The sequence below is a fragment of the Pseudomonas sp. SDO5591_S426 genome (assembly GCF_054070755.1).
The window spans coordinates 1-19,993 of record NZ_JBSVXD010000111.1 but is presented as its reverse complement, the minus strand read 5'-3'; the positions used below and the strand labels follow the sequence as shown (position 1 = coordinate 19,993).

Annotated in this window: 19 protein-coding genes; 7 read left to right on the top strand and 12 right to left on the bottom strand. The window is 60.3% G+C overall.

Annotated elements, in window-relative coordinates:
* Positions 1–47: 47 nt before the first annotated feature.
* Positions 48–2,327 (bottom strand): phosphoenolpyruvate--protein phosphotransferase, encoded by a 2,280-nt coding sequence (gene ptsP / locus ACW9JC_RS20015; protein WP_457457061.1) that lies wholly within the window; start codon positions 2,325–2,327, stop codon positions 48–50.
* A 22-nt stretch (positions 2,328–2,349) separates the two neighbouring features.
* Positions 2,350–2,829 carry an RNA pyrophosphohydrolase gene (locus tag ACW9JC_RS20010; protein ID WP_007897732.1) on the bottom strand — a complete coding sequence of 160 codons (480 nt, stop codon included), beginning with the start codon at positions 2,827–2,829 and terminating at the stop codon, positions 2,350–2,352.
* 143 nt (positions 2,830–2,972) lie between these two features.
* Here ACW9JC_RS20010 and ACW9JC_RS20005 point away from each other — a divergent pair, with 143 nt between their 5' ends.
* Positions 2,973–3,629, top strand: coding sequence for a histidinol-phosphatase (locus tag ACW9JC_RS20005; protein ID WP_457457059.1), 657 nt, complete (start codon positions 2,973–2,975; stop codon positions 3,627–3,629).
* A gap of 121 nt (positions 3,630–3,750) precedes the next feature.
* Here the strand turns inward: ACW9JC_RS20005 and ACW9JC_RS20000 are convergent, their stop codons facing one another.
* Positions 3,751–4,176: a DUF2269 domain-containing protein gene (locus ACW9JC_RS20000; RefSeq protein ID WP_457457057.1), complete on the bottom strand. Its 426-nt coding sequence runs from the start codon at positions 4,174–4,176 to the stop codon at positions 3,751–3,753.
* Between the two features lie 39 nt (positions 4,177–4,215).
* Positions 4,216–5,730 (bottom strand): threonine ammonia-lyase, biosynthetic, encoded by a 1,515-nt coding sequence (gene ilvA / locus ACW9JC_RS19995; RefSeq protein ID WP_338583732.1) that lies wholly within the window; start codon positions 5,728–5,730, stop codon positions 4,216–4,218.
* Between the two features lie 147 nt (positions 5,731–5,877).
* Here ilvA and rpiA point away from each other — a divergent pair, with 147 nt between their 5' ends.
* A complete protein-coding gene (rpiA, locus tag ACW9JC_RS19990; protein WP_457457055.1) occupies positions 5,878–6,552 on the top strand; it encodes a ribose-5-phosphate isomerase RpiA in 675 nt (224 codons plus the stop codon).
* Between the two features lie 145 nt (positions 6,553–6,697).
* Here the strand turns inward: rpiA and ACW9JC_RS19985 are convergent, their stop codons facing one another.
* The 4 genes from ACW9JC_RS19985 to ACW9JC_RS19970 form a co-directional block, all read right to left on the bottom strand.
* Positions 6,698–7,615 (bottom strand): SdiA-regulated domain-containing protein, encoded by a 918-nt coding sequence (locus ACW9JC_RS19985; protein WP_457457053.1) that lies wholly within the window; start codon positions 7,613–7,615, stop codon positions 6,698–6,700.
* Between the two features lie 116 nt (positions 7,616–7,731).
* A complete protein-coding gene (locus ACW9JC_RS19980) occupies positions 7,732–8,658 on the bottom strand; it encodes an SdiA-regulated domain-containing protein (RefSeq protein ID WP_457457051.1) in 927 nt (308 codons plus the stop codon).
* 115 nt (positions 8,659–8,773) lie between these two features.
* On the bottom strand, positions 8,774–9,439 hold the full coding sequence (locus tag ACW9JC_RS19975) for a fumarylacetoacetate hydrolase family protein (protein WP_008064975.1): 666 nt from the start codon (positions 9,437–9,439) through the stop codon (positions 8,774–8,776).
* Between the two features lie 38 nt (positions 9,440–9,477).
* On the bottom strand, positions 9,478–10,872 hold the full coding sequence (locus ACW9JC_RS19970) for an FAD-binding oxidoreductase (RefSeq protein ID WP_338583738.1): 1,395 nt from the start codon (positions 10,870–10,872) through the stop codon (positions 9,478–9,480).
* Positions 10,873–11,076: 204 nt separating this feature from the next.
* Between ACW9JC_RS19970 and serA the strand changes: the two genes are divergently transcribed.
* A complete protein-coding gene (gene serA / locus ACW9JC_RS19965) occupies positions 11,077–12,306 on the top strand; it encodes a phosphoglycerate dehydrogenase (protein ID WP_338583739.1) in 1,230 nt (409 codons plus the stop codon).
* Positions 12,307–12,368: 62 nt separating this feature from the next.
* On the opposite strand, the gene ACW9JC_RS19960 is transcribed toward serA, so the two are convergent.
* Positions 12,369–12,794: a DUF4399 domain-containing protein gene (locus ACW9JC_RS19960; protein ID WP_338583740.1), complete on the bottom strand. Its 426-nt coding sequence runs from the start codon at positions 12,792–12,794 to the stop codon at positions 12,369–12,371.
* Between the two features lie 135 nt (positions 12,795–12,929).
* Here ACW9JC_RS19960 and ACW9JC_RS19955 point away from each other — a divergent pair, with 135 nt between their 5' ends.
* Positions 12,930–13,514 (top strand): transporter substrate-binding domain-containing protein, encoded by a 585-nt coding sequence (locus ACW9JC_RS19955; RefSeq protein ID WP_457457047.1) that lies wholly within the window; start codon positions 12,930–12,932, stop codon positions 13,512–13,514.
* A 125-nt stretch (positions 13,515–13,639) separates the two neighbouring features.
* On the opposite strand, the gene ACW9JC_RS19950 is transcribed toward ACW9JC_RS19955, so the two are convergent.
* Together ACW9JC_RS19950 and ACW9JC_RS19945 are read right to left on the bottom strand one after the other, a co-directional pair.
* Positions 13,640–14,125 carry a DUF523 domain-containing protein gene (locus tag ACW9JC_RS19950; RefSeq protein ID WP_457457045.1) on the bottom strand — a complete coding sequence of 162 codons (486 nt, stop codon included), beginning with the start codon at positions 14,123–14,125 and terminating at the stop codon, positions 13,640–13,642.
* A gap of 2 nt (positions 14,126–14,127) precedes the next feature.
* A complete protein-coding gene (locus tag ACW9JC_RS19945) occupies positions 14,128–14,760 on the bottom strand; it encodes a 2OG-Fe(II) oxygenase (RefSeq protein WP_416129586.1) in 633 nt (210 codons plus the stop codon).
* Between the two features lie 108 nt (positions 14,761–14,868).
* Between ACW9JC_RS19945 and ACW9JC_RS19940 the strand changes: the two genes are divergently transcribed.
* Entirely contained in the window at positions 14,869–15,621 is a 753-nt protein-coding gene (locus ACW9JC_RS19940; RefSeq protein ID WP_457457043.1) for a DUF2059 domain-containing protein, read from the top strand.
* A gap of 129 nt (positions 15,622–15,750) precedes the next feature.
* Here the strand turns inward: ACW9JC_RS19940 and bipL are convergent, their stop codons facing one another.
* Complete coding sequence (gene bipL, locus ACW9JC_RS19935; protein ID WP_457457042.1) at positions 15,751–16,698, bottom strand: phospholipase BipL; 948 nt, start codon at positions 16,696–16,698, stop codon at positions 15,751–15,753.
* 96 nt (positions 16,699–16,794) lie between these two features.
* Between bipL and ACW9JC_RS19930 the strand changes: the two genes are divergently transcribed.
* Together ACW9JC_RS19930 and ACW9JC_RS19925 are read left to right on the top strand one after the other, a co-directional pair.
* Positions 16,795–17,376 carry a DUF6436 domain-containing protein gene (locus tag ACW9JC_RS19930; protein ID WP_338583746.1) on the top strand — a complete coding sequence of 194 codons (582 nt, stop codon included), beginning with the start codon at positions 16,795–16,797 and terminating at the stop codon, positions 17,374–17,376.
* A 111-nt stretch (positions 17,377–17,487) separates the two neighbouring features.
* Positions 17,488–19,899 carry a penicillin acylase family protein gene (locus ACW9JC_RS19925; protein ID WP_457457040.1) on the top strand — a complete coding sequence of 804 codons (2,412 nt, stop codon included), beginning with the start codon at positions 17,488–17,490 and terminating at the stop codon, positions 19,897–19,899.
* Positions 19,900–19,993: the final 94 nt, after the last annotated feature.

The following is a 19,993-nucleotide window of genomic DNA, read 5'->3' as shown; positions in this document are numbered from 1 at the left end:
CAGATGTTAGCCTCATTCTGTAGGAGTTGCCGCAGGCTGCGATCTTTTTAGAGGGGCTTGATTGCCGCCGGATTGATCATCCGCGCCAACCCAAGGTTCTTCAGCGCCAGTTGCAGCGAGCTGTGGATAACCTGCGGATTGTCGATGGTCATCAGCTCGGCGAGCAATTCCTTGGCCTTGCTCAAATTGATCTGACGCAGCATCCACTTCACTTTCGGCAGGTTGGTGGCGTTCATCGACAGGCTGTCGAAACCCATCGCCATCAACAGCACCGCCGCCGCCGGATCACCGGCCATCTCGCCGCAGATGCTCACCGGCTTGCCTTCGGCATGGGCATCACGCACCACGTTCTGCAGCGCTTGCAGCACAGCCGGGTGCAAGTAGTCGTAGAGATCGGCAACCCGCGGGTTGTTGCGGTCCACGGCCAACAGGTATTGCGTCAGGTCGTTGGAGCCGACCGACAGGAAGTCGACCTGTCGCGCCAGTTCCTTGGTCTGATAAACAGCAGCCGGAATCTCGATCATCACCCCAATCGGTGGCATCGGCACGTCGCAGCCTTCATCGCGCACTTCGCCCCAGGCCCGGTGGATCAGGTGCAGGGCTTCTTCCAGCTCATGGATGCCGGAAATCATCGGCAGCAGAATCCGCAGGTTGTTCAAGCCTTCGCTGGCCTTGAGCATGGCGCGGGTCTGCACCAGGAAGATTTCCGGGTGGTCGAGGGTAACGCGAATGCCGCGCCAGCCGAGGAACGGGTTGTCTTCCTTGATCGGGAAGTACGACAGCGACTTGTCGCCGCCGATGTCCAGCGTCCGCATGGTCACCGGTTGCGGGTGGAACGCGGCCAGTTGCTCGCGGTAGATCGCCAGCTGTTCCTTTTCACTCGGGAAACGCTGGTTGATCATGAACGGCACTTCGGTGCGGTACAGGCCAACGCCTTCGGCGCCGCGTTTCTGCGCCCGCGCCACGTCCGCCAGCAGCCCGGTGTTGACCCACAGCGGCATGCGGTGGCCATCGACCGTGATACACGGCAGATCGCGCAATGCGTCCAGCCCGAGGGCCAGTTGCTTCTCTTCTTCGACCACCTCGGCGAACTGCTTGCGCAGCACGTCGCTCGGGTTGGTGTAGACCTCGCCGTGATAGCCGTCGACGATCATCTGGATGCCGTCGACCTTGGAATACGGCAGGTCGACCAGGCCCATCACCGTCGGAATGCCCATGGCACGCGCCAGGATCGCAACGTGGGAGTTGCCGGAACCGAGCACAGAGACCAGACCCGCCAGCTTGCCTTCAGGCACCTCGCCGAGCATGGCCGGCGTCAGTTCTTCGCTGACCAGAATGGTGTTGTCGGGATAGACCAGGGTTTGCTGACGCTCTTCCTGCAGATAGGCGAGCAAGCGACGACCAAGGTCTTTGACGTCGGATGCGCGCTCACGCAGGTAGGCGTCGTCCATCAATTCGAAACGGTTGACGTGATCGGTGACCACCTGGCGCAACGCGCCCTGGGCCCACTGGCCGGTCTTGATCACCGTGGTCACTTCGCTGCCCAGCGCCGCGTCGTCGAGCATCATCAGGTAGACGTCGAACAAGGCGCGCTCTTCCGGGCGCAACTGCGTGGCGAGCTTGGCGGACAAGGTGCGCATGTCGGCGCGTACGCCTTCGATGGCGGTCTTGAACAGGCCCAGTTCGGCGTTGATATCGGTGATGGTCTTGTCGGGCACCACGTCCAGATCGGCAGGCGGCAGCATGACCACCGCCGTACCGACCGCAGCACCCGGCGAACCCGGTACGCCGACGAACTTGGCTTCCTGAATACCTTTGCCCTGACGACCCAGGCCACGGATCGAACCGGTGGCCTCGGCGTGGGCGATAACGCCGGCGAGCTGCGCGCTCATGGTCACGAGGAAGGCTTCTTCACCTTCATCGAACTGGCGGCGTTCTTTTTGCTGGATGACCAACACGCCGACGACGCGACGGTGGTGAATGATCGGCGCCCCGAGGAATGAGGCGTAGCGCTCTTCACCGGTCTCGGCGAAGTAGCGGTAGCGCGGGTGATCCGCGGCGTTTTCGAGGTTCAGGGGTTCTTCACGCGTGCCGACCAGGCCAACCAGACCTTCATTGGGCGCCATGCTGACCTTGCCGATCGAGCGCTTGTTCAAGCCCTCGGTGGCCATCAGCACGAAACGGTTGGTCTCGGGGTCAAGCAGGTAGACCGAGCAGACCTGGCTGCCCATGGCCTCTTTGACGCGCAACACAATAATCCCCAACGCCGCCTTGAGATCCTTGGCGGAGTTAACTTCCTGGACGATCTTGCGCAGCGTATTGAGCATGGCTCGGGGTCGAACTCCGTCGTCAGTCGCGCGCTAAAAGGCGCGGGGCAAGCTCTTTGAGAGCGCGTCGATACACCTCGCGCTTGAATGTCACCACCTGGCCCAACGGATACCAATAGCTGACCCAGCGCCAGCCATCGAATTCCGGTTTACCGGTCAAATCCATCCGCACCCGCTGCTCGTTGGAGATCAGGCGCAGGAGAAACCACTTCTGTTTCTGGCCGATGCACAGCGGTTGGCTGTGGGTCCTGACCAGACGTTGCGGCAAACGATAGCGCAACCAGCCCCGGGTGCAGGCGAGTATTTCAACATCTTCGCGCTCCAGGCCTACTTCTTCGTTCAGCTCGCGGTACAAGGCGTCTTCCGGCGTCTCCTGGGGGTTGATACCACCTTGAGGAAACTGCCAGGCATCTTGATTGATTCGGCGAGCCCATAGCACCTGGCCGGCATCATTCGTGAGAATGATCCCGACATTAGGACGGAAACCATCGGGGTCGATCACGGCAACAACCTCGCAAACGCATGTCGCCGCATTGTTCCACAAAGGTTGTGAAGGCAGCAACGCGCCGGCCGACCTTATGTGCACTCTTGTGAAAAGTCCGTATTCTGGACGCCTTTCTACAGACTTTTCAGCGAGTAACTGCAATGCGGCTGGCTTTATTCGACTTGGACAACACGCTTCTGGGTGGCGACAGTGATCACGCCTGGGGCGATTACCTGTGTGAGCGCGGCTTCCTCGACGCCGTTGCCTACAAGACACGCAACGACGAGTTCTACCAGGACTACTTGGCCGGCAAGCTGGACAACGCGGCCTACCTGAACTTCTGCCTGGAAGTGCTCGGCCGCACCGAAATGGCCACGCTGGACCTGTGGCACAGCGATTACATGCGCGACTGCATCGAACCGATCATGCTGCCCAAGGCGATCGAACTGCTGAAAAAGCACCGCGACGCTGGTGACATGCTGGTGATCATCACCGCCACCAACCGCTTCGTCACAGGCCCGATTGCCGAACGCCTGGGCGTCGAAACCCTGATCGCCACCGAATGCGAAATGCTCGACGGCCGCTACACCGGGCGCAGCACCGACGTGCCGTGCTTCCGTGAAGGCAAGGTGACACGGTTGAATCGTTGGCTGGAAGAGACCGGGTACAACCTGGAAGGCAGCTATTTTTACAGCGACTCGATGAATGATCTGCCGTTGCTGGAGCAGGTGGCGAATCCGGTTGCGGTTGATCCAGATCCGAATCTGCGGGCCGAGGCCGAGAAGCGTGGCTGGCCGGTGATCAGCCTGCGCGACTAAAACCGCTATCGCTGGCAAGCCAGCTCCCACAAGTTTCTCTAGCGTTCACAAAATCTGTGTTCACTGAAGATCCCTGTGGGAGCAAGGCTTGCCCGCGATGGGGCCAACTCGGTTTCATGGGTTAAACAGGCTTGGCACCCATCAACCCGGCAATCGCGATAAAGCAGACAAAACTGAACAACGCCAAGGCAAAGGTAAATTTACCCACGCCACCCGGCGCCTTGCGCAGTTTGTTGAGCCGCACCAGCAACCAGAACCACGCCAGTGCCGCCACAGTGTAAAGCACACTGGAAGCCAACAGCCAGGTCTGCCCCAGCGGCCAGCCCACCAGATGCACCATCCCCCAGCCGGTAAACGGCATGCTCAGCAACGCCAGCCCCATCAACAACCAGATGAACACTCGCGGCCGTTGCAGGGTGCGACTGCCCGCCGTCGCGTCGCCGTTACGCCGCGCGCGCCAGACCCAGATAGCCAAGCCCAGCGCACTCAGCAGCAACACCACTGTTGCCACCATGTGCGCCATTTTCAGGGCGGTTAACGATTCCATGGTTCGATTTCCTTATGCCTTGCCCATCAGCGTAGCCGTTCAGCCAAGAAACAGCTGATAGGCCGGGTTGTCGCTTTCATCCCAGTACGGGTAACCGATTTCTTCCAGCGCCGCCGGCACCAGATGACGTTCATCGTGAGGCACTTGCAGGCCCGCGACCACCCGGCCGTCCGCTGCGCCGTGGTTGCGGTAATGGAACATCGAAATGTTCCAGCGCCCGCCGAGCTTGTTGAGGAAGTTGAACAGCGCACCCGGCCGCTCCGGGAATTCGAAGCGCAGGATCACTTCGTCAACCACATGCGCCGCGCGACCACCGACCATGTGGCGGATGTGCAACTTGGCCAGTTCGTTGTCGGTCAGGTCCAGCACCGGGAAACCTTGTTCGCTCAGGCTGGCAATCAGTGCGCTGCGCGGGTCGTTTTCCGGGTGCGTCTGCACGCCAACGAAGATGTGCGCTTCGCTGCCGGTGTTGTAGCGATAATTGAATTCAGTGATCTGGCGCTTGCCGATGGCTTCGCAGAACGCCTTGAAGCTGCCCGGCTGCTCGGGGATGGTCACGGCGATGATCGCTTCGCGGCCCTCGCCCAGTTCGGCGCGCTCGGCGACGTGGCGCAAGCGGTCGAAGTTGACGTTGGCGCCGGAGTCGATGGCGACGAAGGTCTGGCCGCTGACGCCGCGCTGCTCGACGTATTTCTTGATCCCGGCCACGCCCAGGGCGCCGGCAGGTTCGGTGATCGAGCGGGTATCGTCGTAGATGTCCTTGATCGCCGCGCAGATTTCGTCGGTGCTGACGGTGATCACTTCATCGACATAGTCTTTGCAGATATCGAAGGTGTGCTGACCGATCTGCGCCACCGCTACGCCGTCGGCAAAGATGCCCACGGTCGGCAGCACCACGCGCTCGCCCGCTGCCATCGCCGCTTGCAGGCAGTTGGAGTCGTCCGGTTCGACACCGATGACTTTGATGTCCGGACGCAGGTACTTCACGTATGCCGCGATACCGGCGATCAGACCGCCACCGCCGACCGGGACGAAAATCGCATCCAACGGCGCCGGGTGCTGGCGCAGAATCTCCATGGCCACCGTGCCCTGCCCGGCAATGGTGTGGGGATCGTCGTAGGGGTGGATGTAGACGTAGCCTTTTTCGTCGACCAGTTTCAGCGAGTAGGCCAGGGCTTCCGGGAACGAATCACCGTGCAGCACCACTTTGCCGCCGCGCGAACGCACGCCTTCGACCTTGATCTCGGGGGTGGTCTTGGGCATGACGATGGTCGCTTTCACGCCCAACACCTTGGCCGCCAGGGCCAGGCCTTGCGCATGGTTGCCCGCCGAAGCGGTGACCACGCCGCGGGCGCGTTCTTCATCGCTCAGCTGGGTCAGCTTGTTGTACGCGCCGCGAATCTTGAACGAGTACACCGGCTGCAAGTCTTCACGCTTGAGCCAGATATCGTTGCCCAATCGCTCGGAGAGCTGGCGGGCAGTCTGCAACGGGGTTTCAACGGCAACGTCATAAACGCGCGAGTTGAGGATCATTTTGACGTACTGTTCAAGCATCGGAAAGCATCACTGAGCGGCTGGGCAGGACCAAGGAGTCTAACCCGGCTTTTGGGCGGACGACCACACGAATACAGAGGTTTTAGCCCGACATGGGGCTATAATGCCGGCCTTTCCGTTCTTACCTTGCCCGCTTCCGGAGCCCGCATGACCCAGGATCAACTCAAACAGGCAGTGGCTCAGGCCGCCGTCGACTTCATCCTTCCGAAACTCGACGACAAGAGCATCGTCGGGGTCGGCACCGGCTCCACCGCCAACTGCTTCATCGACGCCCTGGCCCAGCACAAGGGCGCGTTCGATGGCGCAGTAGCCAGTTCCGAAGCCACCGCCGCGCGCCTCAAGGGCCACGGGATTCCGGTGTACGAGTTGAACACCGTCAGCGACCTGGAGTTCTACGTCGACGGCGCCGATGAAAGCGACGAGCACCTGAACCTGATCAAGGGCGGCGGCGCAGCCCTGACCCGCGAGAAGATTGTCGCGGCCGTAGCCAAGACCTTCATCTGCATCGCTGACGCCAGCAAACTGGTGCCGGTGCTCGGCGCGTTCCCGCTGCCGGTCGAAGTGATCCCGATGGCCCGCAGTCACGTGGCCCGTCAATTGGTGAAACTCGGCGGCGACCCGGTTTACCGCGAAGGCGTGCTGACCGACAACGGCAACATCATCCTCGACGTGTTCAATCTGGAGATCACCAACCCGGTGGAGCTGGAAGCGCAGATCAATGCGATCGTCGGCGTGGTCACCAACGGCTTGTTCGCGGCGCGTCCGGCGGATCTGCTGTTGTTGGGGACCAGTGAAGGTGTGAAGACCCTGCGAGCGAAGTAAGCGTGGCTGCCCACTCATTTGTGGGCACATGAAATACCTGTGGGAGCGGGCTTGCCCGCGATAAGGCCATCACATTCAACATCGATGTTGACTGATAGACCGCCATCGCGGGCAAGCCCGCTCCCACAGGGTAATGCGTCAATGGTCAGGGTTGTGCTGGCTTTTTGAAGACGTAAAACAGATTCGGCTCGCTCACCAGGTACATCGTACCGTCGTCGTCCATGGCGATCCCTTCCGCTTGCGGCACCGTCTTTTGCAGCCCCTGCCGGCCCTTGTTCAGTGACATGGTGCTCAGTGGGCGCCCGTCCACATCCAGTTCCAGAATCAACCGTGACTCGTCGGACAGCGCCATCAAGTGGCCGCTGCGCTCGTCATATTGCAGGCTCGACAGATCGCGTACGAACATCCCGGCATCACGCTTGGGATTGTTGATGACGTGTACTGCGTAGGATTTTTCCGGATTGAAATGCGGAAACCCGTGCACTTCGTAGATCAGCATCGGGTCGCGCTCCTTGGCGACAAACAGGCGCTTGCCCACCGAATCGTAGGCCAGCCCTTCAAATCCCTTGTTGCCGCTCATGTGCACGCCGAGCGTCATCTGCTCAGCGTCCGCCGCATCGAGGAACGTGGTGTCGTGCTCCAGATGAATCTTGATCAGCCGCTGTTGGCGCTCGTCGGTGATCACGTAGGTGTCGGCGCTGATGTACTCCACCGCCTCCGGATCGCCAAAGCCGACCAACGCGATGCGGCGCAGGATCTTGCCGTCGAGGGAAAGCTCGATCAGCTCGGAGTTTTGATTGGTGACCGTAAACAGGCTTTTGCGCACCGGGTCGTAGGTCAGCGCTGAAACATCGTCGTCCAGCCCCTCGATAACCTGCGCCTCCAATACCACCTGATATTGATCCAGGCCAATGGACTGGGTGCTCAACGGCTGCCAGAGCGTGTGCAGGTTGAACCAGGCACGCTCAAACAACCGCAGGTGCTGACCGAAAGCGATCAACACGATCAGCGCGATCACCGACAGGAGCAGGATCAAGGGTTTGGGGCGGGCAAATCGACGCATTGGAGGCGGGCTCGGAATCAAAACAGGCGGATGAAATACCACGCGAGTCTGAATTAAAGCTTAATGGCCACTTGCCCGCTCCTACAACTTGGTAACGAAATTCCTACAGGAAGGGTTCAACGCTGCTTTTCGAAGCGGTAGAAGAGGTTCGGCTCGCTAACCATATACAGCGTGCCCGCCTCGTCCATGGTCACGCCTTCGGCACGGGGAATGGTTTTCTTCAGGCCATTGAAGCCACCCAGCAAGGTCATGAAACTGACCTGTTCGCCTTTTTCGTCCAGCTCCAGCAACAGATGGGAATCGGCGGACAACACCAGGGTGTGACCGGTACGCGGGTCGATGGCCAAGGCAGACAGATTGCGTACGTCCAGTTCATCACTGGCCAGTTTTTGTTTGTCGCCGATCAGTTTCTGACCGTCACCTTTCCAGGTGAACAAGGCCGGTGGACGCTCCTCACCCAACAGCAGTTGCTGATTGCGCGAATCCCAGGTGATGGCTTCGAAGGCTTTGTTCTGGTCTTTCGACGGACCGAGATCGTATTTCGGGAAATTGGCAATGTTCAGTTCGCGAGTGTCGGCATCGACCTTGACGATGGTAATCAGATGATCACGCTCATCGACGATAGCCAACAGGCCATTGCCCAGCACCGTCACGCCCTCTGGATTGCTCCAGCCCACCAGCGGCATCTTGCGCAGCACGTCACCCTGCAAACTCAACTCGACCAGGAACGGATTTTTGCCCATTACCGAAAACAGGGTTTTGCTTTGAGGGTCGTAGGCCAGGTCCGAGGCTTCGTCCTTTTCCAGGCCGGGCAGCGGCTTGGCGTCGATCACTGCCTGGTAGTCCGGCAGCCAGACACTCTCTTGTCGCTCGGCGGTGCTTTCGAAACGCTCCTGCAACCAGAGCATGCCGCGATCATCCCAATGCATGGCAAACGCGAGGCCGTAGGCGATGGCGGCCACCAGCAATAGCCAGGAATACCAACGCAGGGCAAAGCGCGAACGACGGACAGGTTTGAGCGTGGAGAGCGGTGGAGTGGCCATCAGGGAATGCGTTCCAGAAATTCAGGCTAGGGGTAATAGCACAAATGAGTAAGTCACCCAATAACCAATGTGGGAGCGAGCTTGCTCGCTCCCACAGGGTTTAGCAGTGTCTGGTTTAGCGAACGCTGCTGCTGAAGCTGCTGGCGCCCGGCAGTTCCAGGACGATTTCGTCGCCGACATTCAGCGGACCAACGCCCACTGGCGTGCCAGTCAGGATCACATCACCGGCCTGCAGCGAGAAGCAGCCGGCCATGTGCTGGATCATCGGCACGATCGGGTTGAGCATCGCGCTGCTGTTGCCGTCCTGACGCACTTCGCCGTTGATGGTCAGGCGGATGCCGATGTCGGTCAGGTCAGCGAAGGTGCTGCCGGACACGAACGGAGCGATCACCGCCGCGCCGTCGAAGGACTTGGCGATTTCCCAGGGCAGGCCCTTGGATTTCAGCTCGGCCTGCTTGTCGCGCAGGGTCAGGTCCAGGGCCGGGGCGAAACCGGAAATGGCGTCGAGCACTTCTTCAACGCTCGGTTTGGTCGACAACGGTTTGCCGATCAACACCGCGATTTCCGCTTCGTAATGCACCGAACCGCGCTCCGTCGGAATGCTGAAACCGCCTTCCAGCGGCACTACGCAACTGCCCGGTTTGATGAACAGCAGCGGTTCGGTCGGCACCGGATTGTCCAGTTCCTTGGCGTGTTCGGCGTAGTTACGGCCGATGCACACCACTTTCCCCAGCGGGAAATGAATGCGCGTACCGTCGACATACTGGTGCTGATAGCTCATTACCGACTCCTGCTTCGTTGGCTCTTAAAGTTCGAAAATCAAACAGCGAAAATCTTGCCCGGGTTCATGATGCCGTTCGGGTCGAACACCGCTTTGACGGCTTTCATGTACTCGATCTCAACCGGCGAACGGCTGTAGGTCAAGTAATCACGCTTGGTCATGCCCACACCGTGTTCGGCGGAGATCGAACCGTTGTACTTCTCGACGGTTTCGAACACCCACTTGTTGACGGTGGCGCACTTGGCGAAGAACTCGTCCTTGCTCAGGTTATCCGGCTTGAGGATGTTCAAGTGCAGGTTGCCGTCGCCGATGTGGCCGAACCAGACAATTTCGAAGTCCGGGTAGTGTTCGCCGACGATCGCATCGATTTCTTTCAGGAACGCCGGGACTTTCGACACAGTGACCGAAATGTCGTTCTTGTACGGCGTCCAGTGGGAAATGGTTTCGGAGATGTATTCGCGCAGCTTCCACAGGTTGTGCAGCTGGGTTTCGCTCTGGCTCATCACGCCGTCCAGCACCCAGCCCTGCTCGACGCAGTGCTCGAAGGTTTCCAGGGCGTGGTTGGCCACTTCTTCGGTGGTCGCTTCGAATTCAAGCAGCGCGTAAAACGGGCAATCGGTTTCGAAGGGCGCCGGGACGTCACCGCGGCCCATCACTTTGGCCAGGGCCTTGTCGGAGAAGAATTCGAAGGCGGTCAGGTCGAGTTTGCTCTGGAAGGCGTGCAGCACCGGCATGATCGAGTCGAAATCGGTGGTGCCGAGGACCATCGCGGTGAGGTTTTTCGGTGCGCGATCCAGGCGCATGGTCGCTTCAACCACGAAACCGAGGGTGCCCTCGGCGCCGATGAACAGCTGACGCATGTCGTAGCCGGTGGCGTTCTTGATCAGGTCGCGGTTCAGCTCCAGCACGTCGCCCTTGCCGGTGACGACTTTCATGCCGGCCACCCAGTTCCGGGTCATGCCGTAGCGAATCACCTTGATCCCGCCAGCATTGGTGCCGATATTGCCGCCAATCTGGCTCGAACCGGACGAGGCGAAGTCCACCGGGTAGTACAGGCCTTTTTCTTCAGCGACGTTCTGCAATTGCTTGGTGACCACGCCCGGCTGACAAACGGCAGTGCGGTCGGTCAGGTTCACGTCGAGGATCTGGTTCATGTAGTCGAAGGACACGACCACTTCGCCATTGGCGGCCACGGCAGCGGCGGACAAACCGGTGCGACCACCGGACGGCACCAGCGCGACCTTGTGTTTATTGGCCCACAGGACGATGGCCTGGACCTGCTCGGTGGTCTTTGGGAACACGATGGCGGTCGGGGCCGGGGCGAAATGCTTGGTCCAATCCTTACCGTAAGCATTCAGGGAGTCGGCATCGGTCAGCACCTTGCCAGGCTCAACCAGGGTCTTCAGCTCATCAATCAGGGCAGGATTGGTCATCGACAGAACTCTCGAACAATTCATGGTCATCCTGAGAACGCTTCACGTCGCAGGAATGAGTGTTTAGCGGGGCGCCTATGCTAGCATATCGACCCCGCAGGATAGTGCCCAACGGCTGTTCTGCGGTGACGGCGTTCCTGCCGCTCGGGTCAGCATCTGTTGACCATTTCCTGCCAATTTTCTCCGGGATACAGGTTTACGCAGATGAGCAAGACTTCTCTCGATAAGAGCAAGATCAAGTTCCTTCTTCTCGAAGGCGTCCACCAATCGGCTGTCGACGTCCTCAAGGCGGCGGGCTACACCAGCATCGAGTACCTCACAGGTTCTCTGCCGGAAGCCCAGCTCAAGGAAAAGATCGCTGATGCTCACTTCATCGGCATTCGCTCCCGCACTCAACTGACCGAAGAGATCTTCGATCACGCGAAGAAACTGGTCGCTGTCGGCTGTTTCTGCATCGGCACCAACCAGGTCGACCTGAGTGCTGCCCGCGAGCGCGGTATCGCCGTGTTCAACGCGCCGTACTCCAACACCCGTTCCGTTGCCGAGCTGGTGCTGGCCGAAGCGATCCTGTTGCTGCGCGGCATCCCTGAGAAGAACGCTTCCTGCCACCGTGGCGGCTGGATCAAGAGCGCGGCCAATTCCTTCGAAATCCGCGGCAAGAAGCTGGGCATCGTTGGTTATGGCTCGATCGGTACTCAACTGTCGGTCCTGGCTGAAGGCCTGGGCATGCAGGTGTACTTCTACGACACCATCACCAAGTTGCCACTGGGTAACGCCACTCAGGTAGGCAACCTGCACGAGCTGCTGGCGATGTCCGACATCGTTTCGCTGCACGTTCCGGAAACCGCCGCCACCCAGTGGATGATGGGCGAGAAGGAAATCCGCGCCATCAAGAAAGGCGGCATCCTGATCAACGCCGCACGCGGCACCGTGGTCGAACTGGACCACCTGGCCGCCGCCATCAAGGACAAGCACCTGATCGGCGCGGCCATCGACGTATTCCCGGTGGAGCCACGCTCCAACGAAGAAGAGTTCGAAAGCCCGCTGCGTGGCCTGGACAACGTGATCCTGACCCCGCACATCGGCGGTTCCACTGCCGAGGCGCAAGCCAACATCGGTCTGGAAGTGGCTGAGAAGCTGGTCAAGTACAGCGACAACGGTACTTCGGTATCGTCCGTGAACTTCCCGGAAGTGGCCCTGCCGGCTCACCCTGGCAAGCACCGCCTGCTGCACATCCACGAAAACATTCCGGGCGTACTCAGCGAGATCAACAAGGTCTTCGCGGAAAACGGCATCAACATCTCCGGTCAGTTCCTGCAGACCAACGAGAAAGTCGGCTACGTGGTGATCGACGTCGACGCCGAGTACTCGGACCTGGCGCAAGAGAAGCTGCAACACGTCAACGGCACCATCCGTAGCCGCGTGCTGTTCTGATAGCGACTTGAGCGACAAAAAAAGGGAGCCTTCGGGCTCCCTTTTTCATGCTCGTTGCCAGGTTACTTGACGTTGACGGTGATTTTTTCCGACACGATCGGAGGATCGAAGGCCATGTGGTTCTTGTCACCCAACTCCAGTTGCAAGGTGTGCTCGCCGGGTGTCAGCGTCACCTCGGTTTCGGTTTGTGCCTTGCCGAAATGCACGTGATTGGCGTCTACGGGAATAACTTGCCCCGCAGCGACTATCTCTGTGGCGTCGATCAGCAGGTGGTGGTGACCGGTGTTCTTGGTGGCGTCGCCCGCTGGCGCCAGCGCAATGTTCTCGACAGCGAACTTGACCCTGAAGGTTTGCGGAACAGTCCCACCGTCTTTAGGCGACACGATGGACACTTCAGCGCCCTTGGGAGCTGGCGTCGCCGCACTGGCCAGCACCGAAACACCCATCAACAGGCCAGCCAAAGCAGCACGTGACATAAAGGTTTTCATTCTCTTCTCCAGTTTTTCCGTAAAATTCGCGTGACCATCACAACTTCATGGTCAATCGTTGTCGAAGGCACTCGACAACCATAGCAAAGCGAGCCTGAATCAGAGGGTCGCGATAAAAAATTCAAAGGAGTGACCATGCGCTTTCTGCCTGGCCTGATCTGCCTGCTACCCCTTTTGAGCCCTTTGGCTCATGCCGAACTGATTGACGACGTGAACGACCGTGGCGAGTTGCGCATTGCCCTGGAGGCCAATACACCTCCGTTCAACTTCAAGGAAGACGACAAACTCGCGGGCTTTGAAGTCGAACTGGGTCAAATGCTGGCCAACGAACTCGATGTGCGGGCCGATTTCGTCGTCACCGACGCCAGTGATCTGCTCAATGGCGTCGAAAGCGGCAAGTACGACATCGCCATCAACCACATTACAGAGACCCCGGCGCTCACGGATCGTTTCGACTTCAGCGAGCCCTACATCAAGACCAATGCGCAATTGATCGCGCAGAAAGATGCGCCGCAATCCATCCTGCTGGTGCAGTCGCTGACGGAAGAAAAACCCAAAGCCAACCCAGCGGTGAGCCTGGCGATTCCGTTTCAGAAGGGTAACCCGGCGTTTCATGCCAGCCTGGAAAACGCGTTGCAGCGGATCAAGGCCGATGGCCGACTGGCGGCGCTGGAGGAGAAGTGGTTTGGGGCGGAATCGGGGGCGGCGCCCAAGCCTTAAAGGCGACAAGAATCGAATGTGGGAGCGGGCTTGCTCGCGAAGACATTGTGTCAGTCGACAAACCCGTTGCCTGATACACCGCCTTCGCGAGCAAGCCCGCTCCCACAATGGTTTTGTGTGAGGTTTTAATCGAGTGCTGCCAGCACCTGCGCCGCTTCTGCCAGCTCCAGCTCACTGAACACCAACACCCCATGGCGCTTGAGCAATGCCGCCGTCACCCCTTCGCCACTGACCTTCACCCCACTGAACGTCCCGTCATACGTCAGCAGATTGCCGCACGACGGGCTGTTGGTCTTGAGGATGGCGATGCGGATGCCGTGTTGTTGCACCAGCTCCAGCGCTTGATAAGCCCCGGACAAAAATTGCGCACTGACGTCCTCGCCCTCGGTGGTGATTACCGATGCATGACCTTCGAGCACTTCGCTGCCCTGCCCGCCAGGAATCTCCGCTGCCGCCCGTGGCGTCGGCAAGCCTCCGGCGACTTCCGGGCACAGCGGCACGACCCGACCTTCGTCGAGCCACGCCTGAAGCTGATCGAACGGCCCACTGGCACCACCGTCGTATCGAACGCGGTGACCCAACAGGCAGCGGCTTACCAATATCTTCTGCATGATCAGAACGGCTCGTTGCCCCGACGCCGAAACCAGCCGGTCAACGACAGGCGTTCCCGGGTCGCGGGCAGGACTTCATGGGGAACCTCGCCGGACAGGAACACCACCAGGCACCCACCGGTCGGCACCACATCGTATTCCGCGTTTTCATCCAGGTACATGCGCAACTGGCCGCCATGCTCGGGAAGCCATGCGTCATTGAGGTAGACCACCGCCGATACCATCCGCTTGTCGTCATCGCGGAAGCGATCGACGTGCTTGAGGTAGAACGCGCCGGGCGGGTACATCGCGAAATGGCTTTCGAAATCTTCCAGCCCCAGGAACAGACCGCGGTTCATCGCCTCGCGCAGGCTGTCCATCAACCGCAGATAACTGTCGCACGCCTCGGCCTGACCGGGTTCGATCCACTGGATGTGATCGCCGCGGATCCCCTCGCGGATCTCCGAGGAAGGCCCTCGCCCCACCGCTGCCGGGGCCAATTCACCCTCGGCGGCACGTTTACGGCACTCGGCCGCCAGTGCTCGGGTCAGATCCAGAGGCAGGAAAATATTCTGCTGCGACCAGCCGTTGGCAGCGAGGTCGTCGACGATTCGTAACAGCAGCGGGTGATCAGAAGGTATTTGCATGGCGCGCATAGTATTCCGGCGCCTGAAAATCCGACAGAGCCACGCAGCGGGTTGATACGAATTCTCGACAAGACCTTATGCCACACGGAGAATAGTCGCCTGCTGACAGGAGTCCCTATGCGCCGTTTGCTTTTCTCCCTGCTGATGTTCTGCGTTTTGCCCGCCTGGGCAGACGGCCACGACCAGTTGTACAAGGTCGCCGGCTGGCCGGAACAACGCGCGCATTTCAGCGACGCCCTCTCGGCTGCGCAACAACGCTACCAAAGCAGCCTGCCACCGGCGGTGTTCCAGGCCTTGGTCAACAACAGCAACCAGCGTTTTGAACCCAAGGCTGTCGACCAGCGCGCCGAAGCACAATTGCGCAAGAACCTCACCGATCCGAAGCCTGCACTGGCGTTCTTTCAATCCCCGCTGGGCAAGAAAGTCGTCGCCGCCGAGCTGCTCGCCACCCGTCGCGATCAATTGGCGAAAAACGCCAAGGGCTTGCCGAAGATTCAGGCCAGCGACAGCCGCTTGCTGATCATCGGCCATCTGGCCCAGGCACTGCCTGCGCGCGAGGCCGGGGCGGAAGTCAGCCTGGCGATTGCCGGTGTCGCGGCGGACAGCCTGAGTTCGATGATCCCCGGCCTGCTTGGCGCGGGTCAGGCGCAAGGCATGTTGAATGGGCAACGGCAGCGCTTGATGGACCAGATAGGCAGCGACCTGAACAACACGCTGCTGTATGTCTATCGCGACCTGTCGGATGAAGAGCTGGAAGAATTCGCCACGTTTGCCGAATCGACTGAAGGCAAGGCGTATTACCAGGCGGCGCTGGCGGCGATCAAGGCGGGGCTGGCGGTGGGGCAGAATCCTTCGAGTCTCAGCCAGTGATCTTGAGCGCTTGCAAGATCGCCATCGCGGGCAAGCCCGCTCCCACAGGTTTTGTGTAAGTCGCAAATTTGTGAGTCCACACAGTTCATTGTGGGAGCGGGCTTGCCCGCGATGGGGCCGCCAGCCTCACTACAAATTCCTGCCCTTGATCCGCTTGCTCAAAAACCCGAAATACTCCCCCCGCAACACCAGCGCCTCATTCGCCAAATGATGCCGCGCCTCGGGCAGCATCAACACCTGCGGCCGATCGAACTTCGCCCGCAGCACTTCAAGGTTGTGCTGCCAATCCACCGTCATGTCGGCCTGTCCCTGCACAATCAATGGTCGCCGGGTGCTGACCGGTGCGGCTTCGACTCGCTTGATCCATTGCGCCAATGCCCCCACCCACGCCGTCGGCAGTCGCAGCGGCTGCAACGGATCGGCTTGCAGGAACGGCAGGAAGGCCGGGTCGTTGGAGTTCTCGCTGAAGCGCCGGGCAATCGCTTTGACGAACGGCTTGAGCAGGTAATAGCTGAAATGCGACCAGCCCCAGGCCCGCGGCCGCACCAACGGCGCCAGCAGAATCACCTGGCCCTGGGCGGGACTGCTCGCTCCCGCATTCAACACATGATCGATCACGATCGCCCCACCGGTGCTCTGCCCGCACAGGTGCCACGGTTGCGGCAGATCGAGAGACTGCGCTTCGGCAAACAGCCCCTGCAAGGTGTCCTGATACTCGGCGAAGTCCTTGATACTCGCCCGCTCGCCACTGGACAGACCGTGCCCCGGCAGGTCGCAGGCAATCACCGCAAAGCCCTGATCCAGCGCCCACTCGATCACATGCCGGTAGAGCCCGGTGTGATCGTAGAAACCGTGGAACACGAACAGCGTCGCCTTCGCTTGCACCGGCCACCAGACCTGGCTGACCAACTCGTAGCCATCAATCTGAAAACGCCCCAGCCCACTGCGGACATGGCGCGAGGAAAAATCCAGACCGTAGAACCGCTGATAGGCCTGCGCCTCCGCTGACAACGGCTGTCCCTCGGCCAATGGCCGCAGGCTTGCGCGCAGATGATCAGGGTCGAAAGTGGCAGACATGGACGATTCCAGAACACGAAACAGGGTTTATGGATCTGCGATATTCATCTGTCGCGGCAAGCATGGCAAGCTAGCCGACCTTCGAGGATTGACCCTATGCGCTCGCCCGTTCGTGCCACCGTGTTTATCAGCCTGCTCGCTCTGTTGTGCGCCGGCGTGTTGTGGGCGGCTTACGATTGGTTTCAAGGACGCTACCTGCGCGCATTCAGCGAACACACGGCGGTGTTCTCCGGCGATCCGCTGCGCCTGCCCGACACGCTTGCCGGCCCCGGCGCCATTCGCCTCGTGCACTTCTGGGACCCGGCCTGTCCGTGCAATGTCGGCAATCAGCAGCACCTCAGCGAACTGGTCGAGCAGTATGGTCCGCAAGGTGTCGAGTTCTACTCCGTGCAAAAGCCCGGCAGCCACGGTCAGTTGCCGAGCACCTTGAGCAACCTGAAAACCATCACGGTCCTGCCCGGTTCCGAGCAAATCCCCGCCAGCCCCGCCGTGGCGATCTGGGATCGCAGCGGCAAACTGGCGTACTTCGGCCCGTACAGCGAAGGCCTGACCTGCAATTCCAGTAACAGTTTTATCGAGCCGATCCTGCAAGCGCTGAACCAGGGCCGCCCGGTGAGTGCCACGCACACACTGGCGGTGGGTTGTTACTGCCCGTGGCCGGTCGATACGTCGAAGTAGGGAAAAACGCAGCAATACGAATCCCTCCTACGGGTGATGGGCCAATTCGGTGAGCCGTGTTAAACAGTGGCACCAGGGAACTGCTGCCACTCATAACAACAAGGAGTCACCATGAAACGAAGCCTGACCGCTCTCGGTCTGCTGATTGTCGCGCTCACCGCAGCCGGCGGCTGGTACGTCTACAGCAAGCAACCGACACGCCAGGGCATGGTGGAACTGCAACACCTGCAAGGCTCGGTCACCGTGCGCTACGACGAGCGCGGCATCCCGCATATTCGCGCCGAAAACGAACCCGACCTGTACCGCGCGCTCGGCTATGTCCACGCCCAGGACCGGTTGTTCCAGATGGAAGTCCTGCGTCGCCTCGCCCGTGGCGAGTTGGCCGAAGTGCTCGGGCCGAAGCTGCTCGACACCGACAAGCTGATGCGCAGCCTGCGCATTCGCGAACGCGCCGAAACCTATCTGGCGAATCTTGATAAGCAATCACCGACCTTCATCGCCATGCAGGCGTATCTGGATGGCATCAACCAGTATCAGGACAGCCACGCCAAACCCGTGGAGTTCGATGTGCTGGGCATTCAGAAGCGCCCGTTCACCGCCCAGGACACCATCAGCATCGCCGGTTACATGGCCTACAGTTTTGCCGCGGCGTTTCGCACCGAACCGCTGTTGACCTACGTGCGCGACCAACTCGGCGCCGATTACTTGAACGTGTTCGATCTCGACTGGCAGCCCAAAGGCGTGCTGGCGAAGCAACACAGCGTCACCGGGCCGGTTCTCGCCAGCGCCGACTGGAAGGATCTCAACGCCCTCGCCCGTCTCAGCGAGCAGGCCTTGGCCGACAACGGCCTGCCGCAGTTCGAGGGCAGCAATGCCTGGGTCGTGGCCGGCAATCGCACCAAAAGCGGCAAGCCGCTGCTGGCAGGTGACCCGCACATCCGCTTTTCCGCGCCGTCAGTGTGGTACGAAGCGCATCTCTCGGCACCGGGCTTCGAGCTCTACGGCCACTATCAGGCGTTGATGCCGTTCGCCTCGCTGGGCATGAACCGCGACTTCGGCTGGAGCATCACCATGTTCCAGAACGATGACCTCGACCTGATCGCCGAGAAGGTCAACCCGGCCAATCCCAATCAGGTCTGGTATCGCGGCAAATGGGTAGACATGGTGAGCAGCGAACAGCAGATCGCGGTCAAGGGCCAGGCGCCCGTCACCTTGGTGCTGCGTCAGTCGCCCCATGGTCCGATCGTCAACGATGCGCTGGGCAACAGCGTCGGCAAAACACCGATCGCCATGTGGTGGGGTTTTCTCGAAAGCCAGAACCCGATCCTTGAAGGCTTCTATCAACTCAACCGCGCCGACACCCTGGCCAAGGCCCGCAGTGCTGCGGCCAAGATTCAGGCGCCGGGGCTGAACGTGGTCTGGGCCAACGCCAAGGGCGACATCGGCTGGTGGGCGGCGGCGCAATTGCCCAAGCGGCCTGCCGGGGTGAAGCCGTGGTTCATCCTCGACGGCAGCACTGCCGAGGCGGACAAGGACGGTTTCTACCCGTTCAGCGCCAACCCGCAGGAAGAGAACCCGGCGCGGGGCTATATCGTCTCGGCCAACTTCCAGCCTGTGTCGGCGACGGGCATGGAAATCCCCGGCTATTACAACCTGGCCGACCGTGGCCAGCAGCTTAATCAGCAACTCAGCGACAAGGCGATCAAGTGGGATCTGGATGCCAGCCAGCAGCTGCAACTGGGCACCACCACCGGTTACGGCCCGCGCTTGTTGGCGCCACTGCTACCGGTGTTGCGTGAAGTGGTCAGCGATCCTGCAGAACTCAAACTGGTGGAGCAACTGGCGCAGTGGAAAGGCGATTACCCTCTCGAATCCACAAACGCCACCGTGTTCAACCAATTTCTGTTCAACCTCGCCGACGCGGCAATGCACGATGAGCTGGGCAACGACTTTTTCGAAACCCTGCTCTCGACCCGCGTGATCGACGCAGCGCTCCCGCGCCTGGCGGCAAACGCCGATTCACCGTGGTGGGACAACCGCAACACCCTCGGCAAGGAAACCCGCGCCGATACGGTCAAGGCTGCCTGGCAGGCCAGCATCACCCACCTCACGACCACCCTCGGCGCGGATTTCGCGCAATGGCAGTGGGGCAACGCGCACACCCTGACCCATGGTCATCCGCTGGGCCAGCAAAAGCCGCTGGATCGTCTGTTCAACGTCGGCCCGTTTGCAGCGCCCGGCAGCCATGAAGTACCGAACAACCTGTCAGCCAAGATTGGCCCGGCCCCGTGGCCGGTGACCTACGGCCCGTCGACCCGGCGCCTGATCGACTTCGCCGACCCGACCCACAGCCTGACCGTCAACCCGGTTGGCCAGAGCGGCGTGCTGTTTGACAGTCACTATGAGGATCAGGCCGAGGCGTATATCGAAGGGGTTTACTACCAGGCGCATCTCAATGATGAAGAGGTGACGGCCAATACCCGCAGTACGTTGAAGCTGTTGCCGGCGCGTTCAGGGCAATAGATTTTTGTCGTTTGGACCGGCCTCATCGCGGGCAAGCCCGCTCCCACAGGTTTTTTTATTGTTCACAGAATTTGTGTTCAACCAAGATTCTTGT